Raw genomic sequence first — 14,576 nt, 5'->3', positions numbered from 1 at the left:
CCCGTCAGTGGCCGGCCATCGCGGGCACTTCGCCCGGCACCATGTCGCCCGGCACGGCATCGCCCGGTCCCATCGCGTGCTCGGGCCCGAGCTCGCCTTCCCACTTCGCCACGACCGAGGTCGCCAGCGTGTTGCCGATCACGTTGGTGGCGCTGCGGCCCATGTCGAGGAAGGTGTCGATGCCCATGATCATCAGCAGGCCCGCTTCGGGGATGTTGAACTGCGACAGCGTCGAGGCGATCACGACGAGGGAGGCGCGCGGCACGCCGGCGACGCCCTTCGAGGTGATCATCAGCGTCGCCAGCATCGCGAGCTGCGTGCCGAGCGGCATGTCGATGTGATAGCTCTGCGCGATGAAGATGCTCGCGAAGGTGCAGTACATCATCGTGCCGTCGAGATTGAAGGAATAGCCGAGCGGCAGCACGAAGCTCGAGATCCGCGACGAGGCACCGAACTTGTTCAGCCCTTCCAGCGTCTTCGGATAGGCCGCTTCCGAGCTCGCGGTGGAGAACGCGATCATCAGCGGCTCGCGGATCAGCCTGAGCAGATGGCTGTAGCGCGGCCCGATCACGATGAAGCCGACGGCCACCAGGATGCCCCAGAGGATGAAGAGCGAAAGATAGAAGCCGCCCATGAACACGATGAGCTTCCAGAGCACCAGCAGGCCGTTCTTGGCGACCGTCGCAGTGATGGCGGCCCAGACCGCGAACGGCGCGAACAGCATCACATAGCTCGTCACCTTGAGCATGATGTGTCCGAGGTCGTCGATCAGCGACAGAATCTGCTTGGAGCGCTCCGGCAGCGCACCCATGGCCACCGAGAAGAACACCGCGAAGATCACGATCTGGAGGATCTCGTTCTGCGCCATCGCGTCCGCGATCGAGGTCGGGATCAGATGGGTCAGGAATTTCTCGATCGAGAAGGCGGAGACCGGCAGGCCGGTCGACTGCGCCTTGTCAGGCAGCGTGCCGGGGAAGTTCGCGCCGGGCTGGAGCAGGTTGACCATGACGAGGCCGAGCATCAGCGACACGAAGGAGGCGCTGACGAACCAGCCCATGGTCTTGGCGAAGATGCGGCCGAGCTTGGAGCCCGAACCCATATGGGCGATGCCGCCGACCAGGGTCGCAAACACCAGCGGCGCGATGATCATCTTGATCAGGCGCAGGAAGATCACGGCGATCAGGTTGATGGACGAGGCCCAGTCGCCCCGCGTATCGGGCAGGAAATTGTAGATCGCCGAGCCCATGATGATGCCCAGCACCATCGCGCCTAAAATGTATTGCGTGAACCTGTTCGACATCAATGACCCCCACGACACCGGCCGCTTCATGATGTCGCAGATATGACAGCGACGCAACACGCATTGCGTGCGGTCGCGCGAGCCGGATGTTCCCGTTGCGAAACGGAATGCAGCGATCTAGCCTTCATGCAGCGCACAACGAATGCGGCTTGCTCGTTTTCTTGGCTGCAGCTGCATCAATAACCGTCAAGCAATCAGAGAGGGAACGCCATGACCGGAAGCGTCAATCGTCAAATTCTTCTGGTGGAAAAGCCGAGCGGCAAGCTCGGTCCTGAGCATTTCAAGATGGTCGATGCTGGGATGCCAGAGCCAAAAGCTGGCGAAGCCTTGCTGCGCGTGCGTTACATCTCGCTCGACGCCGCCAACCGCGCCTGGATGCACGGCGCGACCTATCGTTCAGCCGTGGAGGCAAACAGCGTGATGGCCGGCGGCGCCATTGCCGAGGTCATCAGCTCGAAAGCGCCGGAGCTTGCGCCGGGCGACATCGTGTTCGGCGACACCGGTTGGCAGGAGTTCGCCGCTGTGCCGGCAAAGCATTTGACGAAAATGCCGAAGCTCGATCCGATGACGCACCTGCTCAGCGTGTTCGGCATCGCTGGCCTCACCGCCTATTTCGGCCTGCTCGAGGTCGGCAAGCCCAGGGAAGGCGAGACCGTCGTGGTCTCGGCCGCAGCAGGTTCGGTCGGCTCGATCGTCGGCCAGATCGCCAAGATCAAGGGATGCCGCGTCATCGGCATCGCCGGCGGTGCCGACAAATGCCACTGGCTGACCTCCGAGCTCGGCTTCGATGCCGCGGTCGACTACAAGGATGGCGCGGTGTTCAAGGCGCTGCGCGCGGCCGCACCAAAGGGCATCGACGTCTACTTTGACAATGTCGGCGGCGACATCCTCGAAGCCTGCATCCCGCAGATGAACAATTACGGCCGCATCGCCTGTTGCGGTGCGATCTCGCAATATGACGGCGCGCCGTCGGCGCACGGCCCGCGCGGCGTGCCCGGCCTGATCGTGGTGAAGCGGCTCGTCATGCAGGGCTTCATCGTGATGGACTACATGAAGGAGAGCCAGCGCGCGCTCGCCGAGCTCCAGGCCTGGGTCAAGGCCGGCAAGCTGAAGGTGCAGGAGGACATCATCGACGGATTGCAGAACACGCCGAAGGCGCTGATCGGACTGCTCGCCGGCGAGAACCGCGGCAAGCGCATGGTCAAGCTGTAACGACGCATAGTTTGAGCATGATCTCCGCGCGAACGCGTTCCACGTTTGTCGCGAGGAAAAGCCGCTGCACCCTTTTCCGGATCATGCTCTAAGTTACGTCGCAATTCCGAACGTAATATCTACTTGCGGTAGAGCTCGCGGCGGCGAATGATGCTGCACGCGGCATCACCCGCGACGATTGCCAGCATCACTTTTGATTAAATCATCGGCTTTGCCGACAGGGCAGGAATTCACCCAGATGTTCAACACGTCGAAACATGCATCAACGCGTCACGCGTTGCTCGCCGCAGCACTGTTCGCAACTGCAACAAGCGCATTCGCGCAAGCGCCGACCGAGGCACAGAAGAGCGCAATCCGCTCCGCATGCCGCTCGGATTTCATGGCGCACTGTTCGAGCGTGACGCCAGGCGGAGTGGAGGCGTATCAATGTCTGCAGAGCCACATGTCGAGCTTGTCGGCGGGATGCCAGAGCGCGGTTCGAGCAGTCGAGCCGGCTGCGGCACCCAAGACCGAGGCGGCTCCGGCCAAATCTGAACCTGCCAAATCTGAACCTGCCAAATCCGAACCCGCAAAGACCGAGGCGGCACCCGCAGCCGAGCCGGCGGCGAAGCCTGCCGCAGAGGCCGCTCCGAAAGCGGCAGCGGCCAGGAAGCCGGGCAGCGCGCAGATTGCTGCGGTCAAGAGCGCATGCCGCGCCGATTATCCCAAGGTCTGCGCCAGCGTGCCACCTGGCGGCGCACCTGCGCTCGAATGCCTGGAGAAGAACAAGGCCAAGGTTTCGCCGGCTTGCGAGAAGGCCATAACCGCTGCGGCTGGCGGCGGCGCGACCGCAGCGCCTGCGGCTGGCGCAGCACCGGCTGCCGGAGCAGCACCGGCGGCCGCGCCCGCCGTGATCGTCCTGCGCCCGCTGCGGCCGCGTGAAGAGCTGTTCATCGTTCGCTCTGCCTGCAGCGCCGACATCCGCACGCTCTGCGCCGGCGTCCAACCCGGTGGCGGCCGTATCGTGCAATGCATCGCCAGCAACGCGGCATCGCTCTCGCCCGGCTGCAAGGAGGTGCTCGCGCCGTTCACCGCGCGATAAGCCACGCGCAGCTCACGCTGCCATCGATGGTGGGCGGCGCCCGTGAATTGTCGCGCGCCTCTTCCGCTAATCCTTTGCCGACATCCGATTTCAATCACGACAAGACCGGGAGAAAGACATGCGTGCATTCCTGCTTATCGCTTCCGCGCTGCTCGCCTTCGCGGCGACCATGACCTTCGAGTCGTCTGATGCCAATGCTGTGGTATGCGCCCGCGGCGTCTATCGCGCCGGCTGCGCTGGACCGAACGGGGCCGTGGTCGTCCGCAAGCCGGTTCCCGTGGTCCGCTGTACCAGGGTGCTGGTGAACGGGGTCTACGTGAAGCGCTGCGTCTGACGTCCGGGTGGCTAATCCGGCGCGCTTTGGCTAAGATTCGCAGCTGATGGTTTCGGGCACACGCAATGCGGGTGCCCGCGGCCGAGCTGCGGCGCATCACGCATGCCGATAATTCCGCTGGCGTGGGCGGTCGGAGCCCATTAGTCTACCCTGAGATAGTAAGTATACTGTCAATTAGGGAGGCCGAATTTGCGGATCGCCGTGATTGGCGGGGGGCCCGGTGGGCTCTACTTCGCCTATCTCTGGAAGAAACGTCACCCCGAGGATCAAGTCGACCTGTTCGAACAGAACCCGGCCGACGCGACCTGGGGCTTTGGCGTCGTGTTCTCCGACCAGGCTCTGGAGTTCCTGCGCGCCGACGACCCCGAGACGGTCGATGCGATCGCGCCGCATATGGAGAGCTGGGAGAACATCACGCTGAACCATGGCGGCGACAGCGTCGCCATCGATGGCGTCGGCTTCTCTTCGATCGGCCGGCTCGAGCTCCTGCAGTTCCTGCAGCAGCGCGCGCTCGATGCCGGCGTCACGGCGCGCTTCGACACCCAGATCCAAACGATCGACCAGCTCAACGGCCACGATCTGATCGTCGCCTCCGATGGCTTGAATTCGCTGGTGCGCCGCGCCTACGAGGGCGATTTCGGCACCTCGCTATCCTACTCTTCCAACAAATTCGTCTGGTACGGCACCTCAAAGCGCTTCGACACGCTGTCGCAGACGTTCGTGAAGACCGACCGCGGCGCCTTCAACGCGCACCACTACCGCTACTCGCCGAACATGAGCACCTTCCTGGTCGAGTGCGATCATGCGACCTGGCAGGCCTATGGCTTCGCCTACAAGGACGTCGAGCAGTCCAAGGGCGTCTGTGAGGAGGTTTTTGCCGATACGCTCGGCGGCCACTGCCTGGTCTCCAACAAATCGGTCTGGCGCAATTTTCCCTGGGTCTGGAACGAGCACTGGTCGTTCAAGAACATGGTGCTGATCGGCGATGCGCTGCACTCGGCACATTTCTCGATCGGCTCAGGCACGCGGCTCGCGATCGAGGATGCGATCGCGCTGATCAAGGCGCTGGAATCGGATGCGCATCTGACGACCGCACTGCATCGCTACCAGGCGGCGCGCAAGCCGGTGGTGCAGAAGCTCGTCAACGCCGCGCGCACGAGCGCCTTCTGGTACGAGCACTTTGCCCAGCACATGCAGCTCGGCCTGATGGATTTCGCCTATAGCTACATCACCCGCTCCGGCCGCATCGACGATGCACGTCTGCGCCACATGTCGCCAACCTTCATGGCGCAATACGAGGCCGCGAAGAACGGCGGAGACGCGGACGGCGAGGCTACGGCATGAGCGACGAGATACGCGACCAGGTACCCGCGGACAGCGCGGGCGCTCGCGAGATCGGCTTTGCCGTTCCGGAAACCTACAACGCCAGCCGCGTGCTGTTCGACAATCTCGCCAATGGCCGCAGCGACAGGCTCGCGCTGGTTGGCCCGGCGGGCACGCGGACCTATGCCGAGCTCTGCACTGATGCTTGCCGCTGGGGCAACGGCTTTGCGTCGCTCGGCCTGAAGCGCGGCGACCGCGTGCTGCTGTTCCTCGACGACACGCCGGCCTACCCCGCCGCCTTCTTCGGTGCGGTGCGCGCCGGCTTCGTCCCGCTGCTGATCAACACGCTGACACCGCCGGACCTGCTGCAATTCTATCTCGCCGATTCCGGCGCCGCCGTTGCGGTGGCGGATGCCGAATTCTGCGCGCGTTTCAATGCTGAGGCCTGCAAGGACACGGCGCTGCGCACGCTGATCGTCGTCAATGGCGATGTCGGCGATCACGCGGTGCCGAAGGCGATGACTGCCGCGGACTGGCTCTCGCAATTCGCTGCCGAGCTGGCCGAAGCGCCGACGCATCGCAACGAGATGGCGTTCTGGATGTACTCCTCCGGCTCGACCGGGCGGCCCAAGGGCATCGTGCATCTCCAGCACGACATGGCCTATAGCGAGGTCGCTTTTGCACAAAACGTCCTGAAGCTGGCACCGAGCGACATCTGCTTCTCCGTGCCGAAGATCTTTTTCGCGTACGGCTTTGGCAATTCCGTCACCTTCCCGTTCTCGGCGGGCGCGGCAACTTTGCTGCTGCCGGGACAGCCGAAGCCGGCATCGATCTTTGCCGCGATCGAGCAGTACAAGCCGACGGTCTTCTTCGGTCTGCCGACGCTTTACACCTCGTTGACCAAGGCCGAGGGCGCGGACAGGACGAACTTTTCGTCGCTGCGCATGGCGCTCTCGGCGGCCGAAGTGCTCTCGGCCGACGTCTTCAACGGCTGGAAAACGCTCACGGGCCTCGAGATCGTCGAAGGCCTCGGCTCGACCGAGGTGCTGCACATCTACCTCTCCAACCGCCCCGAGCAGAAGAAGCTCGGCGCGGCGGGCTTGCGCGTTCCCGGCTACGAGGTCGCGCTGCGCGACAAAGACGGCCGCGACGTCGGCGACAACGAGGAAGGCATTTTGTGGGTGCGCGGCGATTCCAACACGCCGCTATACTGGAACCGGCCGGACAAATCCGCAGAGACCATCCGCGAGGGCGGCTGGATCTACACCGGCGACCGTTTTGTTCGTGACAGCGACGGTTTTCACTTCTTCCGCGGCCGCGCCGACGATCTCATCAAGATCTCGGGCCAGTGGGTCTACCCGCTCGAGGTCGAGCTGTGCCTCGCCGACCATCCCGAGATTCGCGAATGCGCAGTGTTCGCTGCGGAGCTGCCGGACCGGCGCATGACGCTGAAGGCGGTCGTGGTGATGAACAACCGCGCAAGCGACCAGAGCGAGGCGGCGCGGCGACTGCAGGATTACGTCAAAAGCAGGCTGCTGCCGTACAAATATCCGCGCGAGGTGATCTTCATCGACGAGTTGCCGAAGACCGGCACGGGGAAGATCGATCGGCAGGCGTTGTTAAGGATGTAGCCTCCGCTGTCGTCGCCCGGCGAAGGCCGGGACCCATACGCCGCAGCAGTGGTGTGACGCGAGATGGTCATTGCCTGTCTTCGCCAAACTATTGCTGCGGCGTATGGGTCCCGGATCTGCGCTTCGCTTGTCCGGGACGACGGCGGAGTATGAGGTGAAAACTTTGCGACCTCACCCCGCCTTCCCCAGATGCTCCAGCGCATCCTCCGCCCGCAGCGGCACGCGCGAGGCCTCGTTGTTGAGGTCGACGAGCTGCGCCATCAGCCCCATCAGCGCCTTGCGCTCGCCGGGCTTGAGCGGCTCCAGCATGCGCGCCTGGGCGCGTTCGACGGCAGGGATGATCTCGCGCAGGATCGCGGCGCCTTGCTTGGTCAGATAGAGCAGCTTGATCCGCTTGTCCTCGGGTGCAGGCTTGCGCTCGACAAAATCCTTGGCCTGAAGCCGTTCGATCACGCTGCCGAGCGTGGAACGGTCGAAGGCGATCACCGCCGACAGCCGCGTCGCATCAATGCCGGGATGGGTGTGGATCGCGATCAGCGCCGCATATTGCACCGGGGTCAGATCGAATGCCTTGCACTCCTCCATAAAGATCGAGACCGCGATCTGCTGCATGCGCCGGAACAGATAGCCCGGCGCGGCATAGACCGCGTCTATCGTGATCGGAGCCGCAGGCTTACTCGGCATCGGGTTGCTTCTCCGGTGCGGCGTTGGCAAAGGCGGCCACCGCCTTGGCGGCGGCTTCGGCCTTGAGCAGGCGCGGATACGCCGCGACATCGACGCCGAAGCGGCGCGCATTGGCGAGTTGCGGCACCAGGCAGAGATCGGCGAGCGTCGGCGCATCGCCGAAGCAGAACGGGCCCGGCTCGTCCCTGATCAGGGTCTCGCAGGCCGACAACCCCTCGCGATTGACCCACGCCGCCCAGTCCTGAACTTTCTCGTCAGGTAGCCCAAGCTCGCGCAGCCGCGCCAGCACCTTCAAATTCTGCACCGGGTGGGTGTCGCAGGCGATCGCCAGCGCGAACGCGCGGACCTTGGCACGCTGCAGCGGATCCTTTGGCAGCAATGGCGGATTGGGGTGCGTTTCGTCGAGCCATTCGATGATCGCGACCGATTGGGTCAGCACCGCGCCGGAGTCGTTCTCCAGCGCCGGCACCAGGCCTTGCGGGTTGATGGCGAGATAGGCGGGCGCACATTGCTCGCCCTTGCGCAGATGATGCGGCAGGTGCTCGGCCCCGAGGCCCTTGAGATTCAGCGCGATCCGCACGCGGTAGGCCGCGCTGGAGCGAAAATAGCCGTGCAGCTTCATCGGAACCTCCCTCTGAATTTTCCCGTTTCTTAGCAAGAGTGGCCGCCATTGACGCTACAAAGATTGTCAGTATGCTGTCAATCTACAGAAAAACGACGGGAGCCGCGCCATGGAAGCCGTGACCAAGACGCCGGAACGCGAGGCGTTCTACAAGAAGATCGACGGCGAAAACCTCACCGCGCTGTGGACGGTGATGAGCGATTTGATCACACCGGAGCCGAAAAGCGCCTGCCGGCCGCATCTGTGGAAATTCGACATCATCCGCGATTACATGACCGAGGCCGGCAAGCTGATCACCGCCAAGGAAGCCGAACGGCGCGTGCTGGTGCTGGAGAACCCGGGCCTGCGCGGCCAGTCCAAGATCACAACGTCGCTTTATGCCGGCGTGCAGATGGTGGTGCCGGGCGACGTCGCGCCCGCGCACCGGCACAGCCAGTCGGCGCTGCGCTTCGTGCTTGAAGGCAAGGGCGCCCACACCGCTGTCGACGGCGAGCGCACGGCGATGGAGCCAGGCGATTTCATCATCACGCCGTCGATGACCTGGCACGACCATTCCAACGAAACCAGCGAGCCGATGTTCTGGCTCGACGGCCTCGACATTCCGCTGGTGCAGTTCCTCGATTGCTCTTTCGCGGAAGGCTCCAAGGAAGACCAGCAGAAGATCACCAAGCCTGCCGGCGACAGCTTTGCCCGCTACGGCCACAATCTGCTGCCGGTCGATGTGAAGCGGTCATCGAAGACCTCGCCGATCTTCAGCTATCCCTATGCCTACACCCGCGAGGCGCTGGAAAAGGCTCGCGCGAGCCAGGAGTGGGACGCATGCCACGGGCTGAAGCTGAAATTCAGCAACCCCGAGACCGGCGATTTCGCGATGCCGACCATCGGCACCTTCATTCAGTTGCTGCCCCGGGGGTTCAAGACCGCACGCTACCGCGCGACCGATGCGACCGTGTTCTGCCCGATCGAGGGCCGGGGCCGCAGCCGCATTGGCGACGCCGTTTTCGAATGGAGCCCGCGCGATCTGTTCGTGGTGCCAAGCTGGCAGTGGGTGACGCACGAGGCGGATGACGATGCCGTGCTGTTCAGCTTCTCGGATCGGCCGGTGCAGCAGAAGCTGGATTTGTTTCGCGAGGATCGCGGCAACGTGTAACGACGACCGGTGGCGTAGGGTGGGCAAAGGCGCAACGCGCCGTGCCCACCTCTTCGACTCATGAAGAAATGGTGGGCACGCTTACGAGTTGCCCACCCTACGGCCGCAGTGACTTTGGCTACCGCCAGTGCAGCAGCCTGATCTCGAGCAGATTAATCACCTTCCCGACCACAAGGCCGAACACCGACAGGATCACCACGCCTGCAAGCAGCTGATCGGTCTGCATCAGATTGCCGGCCTGGAGCACGAAGGCGCCGATGCCGTATTGCGCGCCGATCATCTCGGCACTGACGACGAGCAGCAGCGCGACTGACGCCGTGATGCGGAAGCCGGCGAGGATCGCGGGCAGCGCGCCCGGCCAGACCACCTTGCGCACGATGGTGGCGAAGGGAACATTGAAGCTTTGCGCCATGCGGATGAGGTTGCGCGGCACCGCATCGACGCCGCTATAGACCGAGATCGCGGTCGAGAAGAACACGCCGAGTGCAATGGTGGCGATCTTCGGCTCCTCGCCGATGCCGAGCCAGAGGATCAGGAGCGGCAGCAGCGCGATCTTCGGGATCGGGAACAACGCCGAGATGAAGGTGATGCCGACGCTGCGCGCCAGCCGCGACAGGCCGATGGCGAAGCCGACCACGACGCCGGCCGCGGTGCCCAGCAGCCAGCCGACGCCGATGCGCAGCAGCGAGGCCGAGAGATGCTGCCAGAGCGCGCCCGACAGCGCGAGCTCGTAGAGCGCCCGCACGATGGCCGAGGGCGCCGGCAGGAACAACGGATTGACGAGGCCGCTGCTGCCCGCCGCCTGCCAGATCGCAATGACCAGGGCGAGCGCGATCCAGCCGCCAAAGCGGCTCGAGGCCGGCACGAAGCCCGCGCCGCGAAAGCGGACGCGCCGCGTCGTTTCGTCCTTCGCAGGTGTGCCCGCGCGATCAAGCATGCTGCACCTCGCGCTCGGCATCGATCGCCTCGTTGCGGATCAGCGACCAGATCTGGTTCTGCAGCGCTAGCAGCTTTTCGCGCGCAGCGGTTTCACCGCGCTCAGTACGCGTCATCGGCACGGGAACGACCTCGCGGATGCGGCCCGGCCGCCGCGACAGCACCACGATGCGATCGGCAAGGCGTGCGGCCTCTTCGAGATTATGCGTGACATAGACCGCGCCCATGCCACCGTCGGCGAGCAGACGAACAAAGTCCTCCATCAGCAGCTCGCGCGTCTGCGAATCCAGCGCCGACAGCGGCTCATCCATCAGCAGGATGGCGGGCTTCACCGCGAGCGCGCGCGAAATGCCGACACGCTGGCGCATGCCGCCGGAGAGTTGCTTTGGATAGGTCTTGCGAAAATCGGTCAGTCCCGTGCGGCGCAGGGCATCCTCGACCAGCGCGCGCCGCTGCGCGGCCGACAGCTGGGTGTGCAGCAGCGGGAATTCGACGTTCTCTTCCACCGTGGCCCAGGGCAGCAATGCAAAATCCTGGAACACGAAAGTCAGCGGATTGAGACTGTCCGCCGGTGGCGCACCGCGCAGCTCGGGCGCGCCGGATGTCGGCTGCAGCAGTCCGCCAAGGATCGACAGCAGCGTGCTCTTGCCACAGCCGGAGGGACCGACGATCGCCACCACCTCGCCCGCGCCGACCGTGAAGGAGATGTCCTCAAGCACGGCGAGATCGCCGAAGCGGTGGGAGATGTGGTTGGCGATCAGGTCCATTGTGCCTTACTTGCTCCGAACCTTGTCTTGGCCGTCATGCCCGGGCTTGTCCCGGGCATCCACGTTCTTGCTCGATTGCGGTGAGGCGTGGATGGCCGGGACAAGCCCGGCCATGACGACAAACTCCACATCAATCCGCCTTCACATAGTCCTTGGCGATGATCGTATTGGCATCAAAGCCCTTGTCGGCAAAGCCCTGCTCCTGGAGCCATTTGATCTGGTTGTCGACATTCTTGACGTCGAGCTTGCCGTCCGGATCGATATAGGCGCAATTGCCCACCACCTGCTCGACCGGCAAATTGGTGTACTTCGCGATGATCTCCAGCAGCGGCTTTGTCTTGTCATTGATCGGCGCGACACCGTCCTTCATCGAAGCCAGGATCACGTCGTGATATTCGCGATCGGCCTTGGCCAGCGCGCCGAGCAGCTTGGTCACCAGCACCTTGTTGGTCAGCGTCTTCGGCGAGGCGAACACGGCGCCGAGCTGCCAGGGCGTCTCGTCGCCGACCCAGCCCAAAAACTTCGCGCCGCCCTCATCCATCAGCTTTCGCGCAGTCGAGATCGGCAGCAGCGCCGCATCCACGGTCTCGCCCTTCAGCGCGGCGGCCGCGTTCGACAATGACTGCAGCGGCACGATCTTCACCTCGGAGAGCTTGAAGCCGTATTTGTCGGCGAGCAGGCCGAGCGAATAGTGAAAGGATGATCCGACCTGGGTCATCGCGATGCGCTTGCCGGCGAGATCCTTCGGCGTCTTGAGGCCGGCAGCGTAGGCGTTGTTGCTGGCGAAATAGCCGATCAGGGGATAGCCGGCCTTCTCGCGGCTCATGCCGCCGATCACCTTCAGCACGCCCTTGCCGGCGAGATTGTAGAGGCCGGCGGTGAAGGCCGTGACGCCGAAATCGACATCGCCTGAGGTCGTGGCGACAGCGATCGGCTGGGCTGCGTCGAAGAATTTCAGCTCGACGTCGAGCCCGGCGTCGCGGAAATAGCCCTTGTCCTGCGCGATGAAGACCGGCGCGGAGGACGACAGGCGGAGCACGCCGATCTTGGCCTTCAGTGCGTCCTCGGCCCGGGCCGTGCCCAGCGCCATCATCGCCAAAAGGCCAGCTGCGGCGAGCCGCGCAATCCCGATCATCCCGTTTCCTCCAATGGTTCTTCTTGCAGTCCGTTACAGACCCTCGGGCACCGGCTGGTCCCGCCCGATGAAGGCACCCTGTTGTTTCAACGTTTCCTGCAATTTTTCAACCGGGATGTCACGCGGGATGTGATTGCCCGATAGCGCCAGCGCAGCAGCGGAACCGGCCGCCTCCCCCATCACGAAACAGGCCCCAGAAACCCGCGCCGCTGACTGGCCCTCATGGGTCATGGAGGCGCAGCGGCCGGCGACCAGCAGATTGTCTACGCCCTCCGGCACCAGCATGCGATACGGCAATTCGTTGTAGCCGCGCGATTCCGGGATCGGCGGGAAGGTGAAGACGACGTCGCCGGGAACATGGGCCTCGATCGGCCAGCCATTGACGCCGATGGAGTCCTCGAACGAGGCGCAGCCGAGGACGTCCTCGCCGCTGAGCTGGTAGGCGCCCTTGATGCGCCGGGTCTCGCGGATGCCGAGCTGCGGCGGCAGATCGACGATGTAGGATTTTTCGAACCCCGGCACGGTACGCAGGAATTCAAAGGCCGCAAGCGCCTGCTTGCGGCCCTCGATCTCGCCGCGGGTGAGATCGTCGGGCTCGACACCATTGATGGCGTGACCGTCCTCGCGCGCAATTTGGGTGAAATTCACCCGCCATTCGATGCCGGATTTTTGCGGCCGCACGATCGCGCTCTTGCGCGGGAATCTGTGCGTGCCGGCGGCGGTAGCCTGTTCCATCAATTGCGGGATGGTCCGCCAGGCGTCACCCGCCTTCGCGGGATCGATGCCGTTGAGGCGGAGCATCATCGACGGGTACATCGGATGACCATGCTCATCGCCAATGTCGAACGGCGCGCCGGCCCAGACGGCGAGATCGCCATCGCCGGAGCAATCGATGAAGATCTCTGAGCGTACCGCCTGCCGGCCCGCCTTGGTCTCGACCATCAGCGCGTCGATGCGGCGGTCAGCGCCCATCACGACGCCGGCACCGAGTGCATGGAAGAGGACGTGGACCTTGTGGCTCGCCAGCAGCTCGTCGGCTGCGATCTTGTAGGCCGCGGTGTCATAGGCCTGGGCAAAGACCTTGCCCAGGATCAGATGCGGCGCGTTGAGGCCGTTCAGATGGTCGATCCGCGCCAGCAGGTCGGACGCCATGCCCTGCACCAGCCGGACGGCCTCGCCGTAAACATTGCCATGCAGGCCGCAGAAATTGGTGACGCCTGCCGCGGTGCCCATGCCGCCGAGAAAGCCATAACGCTCGATCAGCAGCGTTTTGCGCCCGGCGCGCGCGGCCGACGCCGCCGCCACGATGCCGGCAGGGCCACCGCCGAGCACGACGACTTCATATTCGCCGTAGAGCGGCACCTGGCGCGCTGGTTCTTCGATCGTCGTGGTCCGCATGGCGCGTCCTGTCCCTGAAAAAATCCTTGCTTGGGCCGGACTATGAATTAACGCGAGACAGGCTACAATCCACCAATATACGCGATCAGCTTTCTCGAATCGAGAAAGGTCAAAAATGGACATTCTGGTAAACCTTCAGGCATTCCTCGCCACCGCGGATGCCGCCGGCTTCTCCGCCGCCGCCCGAAAACTCGGTGTCTCGACCTCCGTCGTGGCAAAACGCGTCACGCAGCTGGAAGCGCGCATCGGCACGCCGCTGTTTCACCGCTCCACCCGGCAATTGCGGCTGACCGACGCCGGCCAGCGCTATGTGCATCGCGCGCGCGGTGTTGTGACCGATGCCACCGATCTGCTCTCGCGGATGGGCGAGAAGGGCCACGATCTCGTCGACCATCTCCGCATCAAGGCGCCGACCTCGCTGACGGTGGCGCGGCTTGCGGACGCGTTCAGCGCTTTCCAGACGCAGAACCCGCGATTGAGACTCGAGATCGTGCTGATCGATCGTCCGGTCGATCCGGTGGCCGAAGGATTCGACATTGCCATCGGCGCGTTCCCGCATTCCTTCGGTGGCGTGGTCGACGAACCCCTGTGCGCGCTGAAGCGGCTGCTCTGCGCCTCACCGGCCTATTTGAAGAAGCACGGCGTGCCAAAGCATCCGCGCGACCTCGTCGAACATCGCTGCCTCAGTTTCCTGCCGACCGGCCCCGAATGGATCTTTGACGGACCGCGCGGCCGGATCAACATCCAGGTCAGCCCGCTGCTGTCGTCCAACGAGGGACACGTGCTGGTGCGGAGCGCAATTGCCGGCAACGGCATCACCCTGATGTCGCATTATCTCGTCGCGGATGCCCTGCGCGACGGCACGCTGAAGCCCGTGCTGCGCGACTTTCCAATTCCGGAGCTCTGGGTGAAAGCCGCGATCCCCGAGCGGCGGCGCAATGCGGCCGCAGTGCAAGCACTGCTGACCCTGCTGAAAACGTCGCTCGCGTCATCGCTGTGAATT

14 protein-coding genes are annotated in these 14,576 nt (G+C 64.1%); 7 read left to right on the top strand and 7 right to left on the bottom strand.

Going from position 1 to position 14,576, the window contains the following annotated elements:
* Positions 1-4: 4 nt before the first annotated feature.
* Entirely contained in the window at positions 5-1,300 is a 1,296-nt protein-coding gene (locus K3F49_RS31795; RefSeq protein WP_234684840.1) for a dicarboxylate/amino acid:cation symporter, read from the bottom strand.
* A 210-nt stretch (positions 1,301-1,510) separates the two neighbouring features.
* On the opposite strand from K3F49_RS31795, the gene K3F49_RS31790 reads away from it, so the two are divergent.
* The 5 genes from K3F49_RS31790 to K3F49_RS31770 all read left to right on the top strand — a co-directional run bounded on the left by K3F49_RS31790 (position 1,511) and on the right by K3F49_RS31770 (position 6,881).
* On the top strand, positions 1,511-2,512 hold the full coding sequence (locus K3F49_RS31790; RefSeq protein WP_234684839.1) for an NADP-dependent oxidoreductase: 1,002 nt from the start codon (positions 1,511-1,513) through the stop codon (positions 2,510-2,512).
* Positions 2,513-2,750: 238 nt separating this feature from the next.
* Positions 2,751-3,593, top strand: a complete 843-nt coding sequence (locus tag K3F49_RS31785; protein WP_234684838.1) for a cysteine rich repeat-containing protein — start codon at positions 2,751-2,753, stop codon at positions 3,591-3,593.
* A gap of 118 nt (positions 3,594-3,711) precedes the next feature.
* Positions 3,712-3,927 (top strand): hypothetical protein, encoded by a 216-nt coding sequence (locus K3F49_RS31780; RefSeq protein ID WP_234684837.1) that lies wholly within the window; start codon positions 3,712-3,714, stop codon positions 3,925-3,927.
* A 189-nt stretch (positions 3,928-4,116) separates the two neighbouring features.
* Positions 4,117-5,271 carry an FAD-dependent monooxygenase gene (locus K3F49_RS31775; protein WP_234684836.1) on the top strand — a complete coding sequence of 385 codons (1,155 nt, stop codon included), beginning with the start codon at positions 4,117-4,119 and terminating at the stop codon, positions 5,269-5,271.
* Complete coding sequence (locus K3F49_RS31770; protein WP_234684835.1) at positions 5,268-6,881, top strand: benzoate-CoA ligase family protein; 1,614 nt, start codon at positions 5,268-5,270, stop codon at positions 6,879-6,881. Before K3F49_RS31775 ends, K3F49_RS31770 begins: the two co-directional genes overlap by 4 nt.
* Positions 6,882-7,052: 171 nt before the next feature.
* Here the strand turns inward: K3F49_RS31770 and K3F49_RS31765 are convergent, their stop codons facing one another.
* Both K3F49_RS31765 and maiA read right to left on the bottom strand, forming a co-directional pair.
* On the bottom strand, positions 7,053-7,565 hold the full coding sequence (locus tag K3F49_RS31765; protein WP_234684834.1) for a MarR family winged helix-turn-helix transcriptional regulator: 513 nt from the start codon (positions 7,563-7,565) through the stop codon (positions 7,053-7,055).
* Positions 7,555-8,187: a maleylacetoacetate isomerase gene (gene maiA, locus K3F49_RS31760; protein ID WP_234684833.1), complete on the bottom strand. Its 633-nt coding sequence runs from the start codon at positions 8,185-8,187 to the stop codon at positions 7,555-7,557. The genes K3F49_RS31765 and maiA overlap by 11 nt, the downstream gene beginning before the upstream one ends.
* Positions 8,188-8,296: 109 nt before the next feature.
* Between maiA and gtdA the strand changes: the two genes are divergently transcribed.
* Positions 8,297-9,337, top strand: coding sequence for a gentisate 1,2-dioxygenase (gene gtdA / locus K3F49_RS31755; protein ID WP_234684832.1), 1,041 nt, complete (start codon positions 8,297-8,299; stop codon positions 9,335-9,337).
* A gap of 118 nt (positions 9,338-9,455) precedes the next feature.
* Here gtdA and K3F49_RS31750 read toward each other — a convergent pair whose 3' ends face one another.
* From K3F49_RS31750 to K3F49_RS31735, 4 genes are all read right to left on the bottom strand, one after another.
* Positions 9,456-10,274 carry an ABC transporter permease gene (locus K3F49_RS31750; RefSeq protein WP_234684831.1) on the bottom strand — a complete coding sequence of 273 codons (819 nt, stop codon included), beginning with the start codon at positions 10,272-10,274 and terminating at the stop codon, positions 9,456-9,458.
* Complete coding sequence (locus K3F49_RS31745; protein WP_234684830.1) at positions 10,267-11,040, bottom strand: ABC transporter ATP-binding protein; 774 nt, start codon at positions 11,038-11,040, stop codon at positions 10,267-10,269. The genes K3F49_RS31750 and K3F49_RS31745 overlap by 8 nt, the downstream gene beginning before the upstream one ends.
* Positions 11,041-11,170: 130 nt before the next feature.
* Complete coding sequence (locus K3F49_RS31740) at positions 11,171-12,175, bottom strand: ABC transporter substrate-binding protein (RefSeq protein WP_234684829.1); 1,005 nt, start codon at positions 12,173-12,175, stop codon at positions 11,171-11,173.
* Positions 12,176-12,208: 33 nt separating this feature from the next.
* Complete coding sequence (locus K3F49_RS31735; protein WP_234684828.1) at positions 12,209-13,573, bottom strand: FAD-dependent oxidoreductase; 1,365 nt, start codon at positions 13,571-13,573, stop codon at positions 12,209-12,211.
* Between the two features lie 115 nt (positions 13,574-13,688).
* On the opposite strand from K3F49_RS31735, the gene K3F49_RS31730 reads away from it, so the two are divergent.
* A complete protein-coding gene (locus K3F49_RS31730) occupies positions 13,689-14,573 on the top strand; it encodes a LysR family transcriptional regulator (protein ID WP_234684827.1) in 885 nt (294 codons plus the stop codon).
* Positions 14,574-14,576 lie beyond the last annotated feature (3 nt).

It is taken from the genome of Bradyrhizobium monzae (assembly GCF_021458635.1).
In the GTDB taxonomy this organism is placed as follows: domain Bacteria; phylum Pseudomonadota; class Alphaproteobacteria; order Rhizobiales; family Xanthobacteraceae; genus Bradyrhizobium.
This window is presented reverse-complemented; position numbering and strand designations above follow the sequence as displayed.

Excerpts from the sequence above, each read along its gene's own strand:
- K3F49_RS31795 (WP_234684840.1), bottom strand. The coding sequence starts at position 1,300 with ATGTCGAACAGGTTCACGCAATACATTTTAGGCGCGATGGTGCTGGGC.
- K3F49_RS31790 (WP_234684839.1), top strand. The coding sequence starts at position 1,511 with ATGACCGGAAGCGTCAATCGTCAAATTCTTCTGGTGGAAAAGCCGAGC.
- K3F49_RS31785 (WP_234684838.1), top strand. The coding sequence starts at position 2,751 with ATGTTCAACACGTCGAAACATGCATCAACGCGTCACGCGTTGCTCGCC.
- K3F49_RS31780 (WP_234684837.1), top strand. The coding sequence starts at position 3,712 with ATGCGTGCATTCCTGCTTATCGCTTCCGCGCTGCTCGCCTTCGCGGCG.
- K3F49_RS31770 (WP_234684835.1), top strand. The coding sequence starts at position 5,268 with ATGAGCGACGAGATACGCGACCAGGTACCCGCGGACAGCGCGGGCGCT.
- K3F49_RS31765 (WP_234684834.1), bottom strand. The coding sequence starts at position 7,565 with ATGCCGAGTAAGCCTGCGGCTCCGATCACGATAGACGCGGTCTATGCC.
- maiA (WP_234684833.1), bottom strand. The coding sequence starts at position 8,187 with ATGAAGCTGCACGGCTATTTTCGCTCCAGCGCGGCCTACCGCGTGCGG.
- gtdA (WP_234684832.1), top strand. The coding sequence starts at position 8,297 with ATGGAAGCCGTGACCAAGACGCCGGAACGCGAGGCGTTCTACAAGAAG.
- K3F49_RS31750 (WP_234684831.1), bottom strand. The coding sequence starts at position 10,274 with ATGCTTGATCGCGCGGGCACACCTGCGAAGGACGAAACGACGCGGCGC.
- K3F49_RS31745 (WP_234684830.1), bottom strand. The coding sequence starts at position 11,040 with ATGGACCTGATCGCCAACCACATCTCCCACCGCTTCGGCGATCTCGCC.
- K3F49_RS31740 (WP_234684829.1), bottom strand. The coding sequence starts at position 12,175 with ATGATCGGGATTGCGCGGCTCGCCGCAGCTGGCCTTTTGGCGATGATG.
- K3F49_RS31735 (WP_234684828.1), bottom strand. The coding sequence starts at position 13,573 with ATGCGGACCACGACGATCGAAGAACCAGCGCGCCAGGTGCCGCTCTAC.
- K3F49_RS31730 (WP_234684827.1), top strand. The coding sequence starts at position 13,689 with ATGGACATTCTGGTAAACCTTCAGGCATTCCTCGCCACCGCGGATGCC.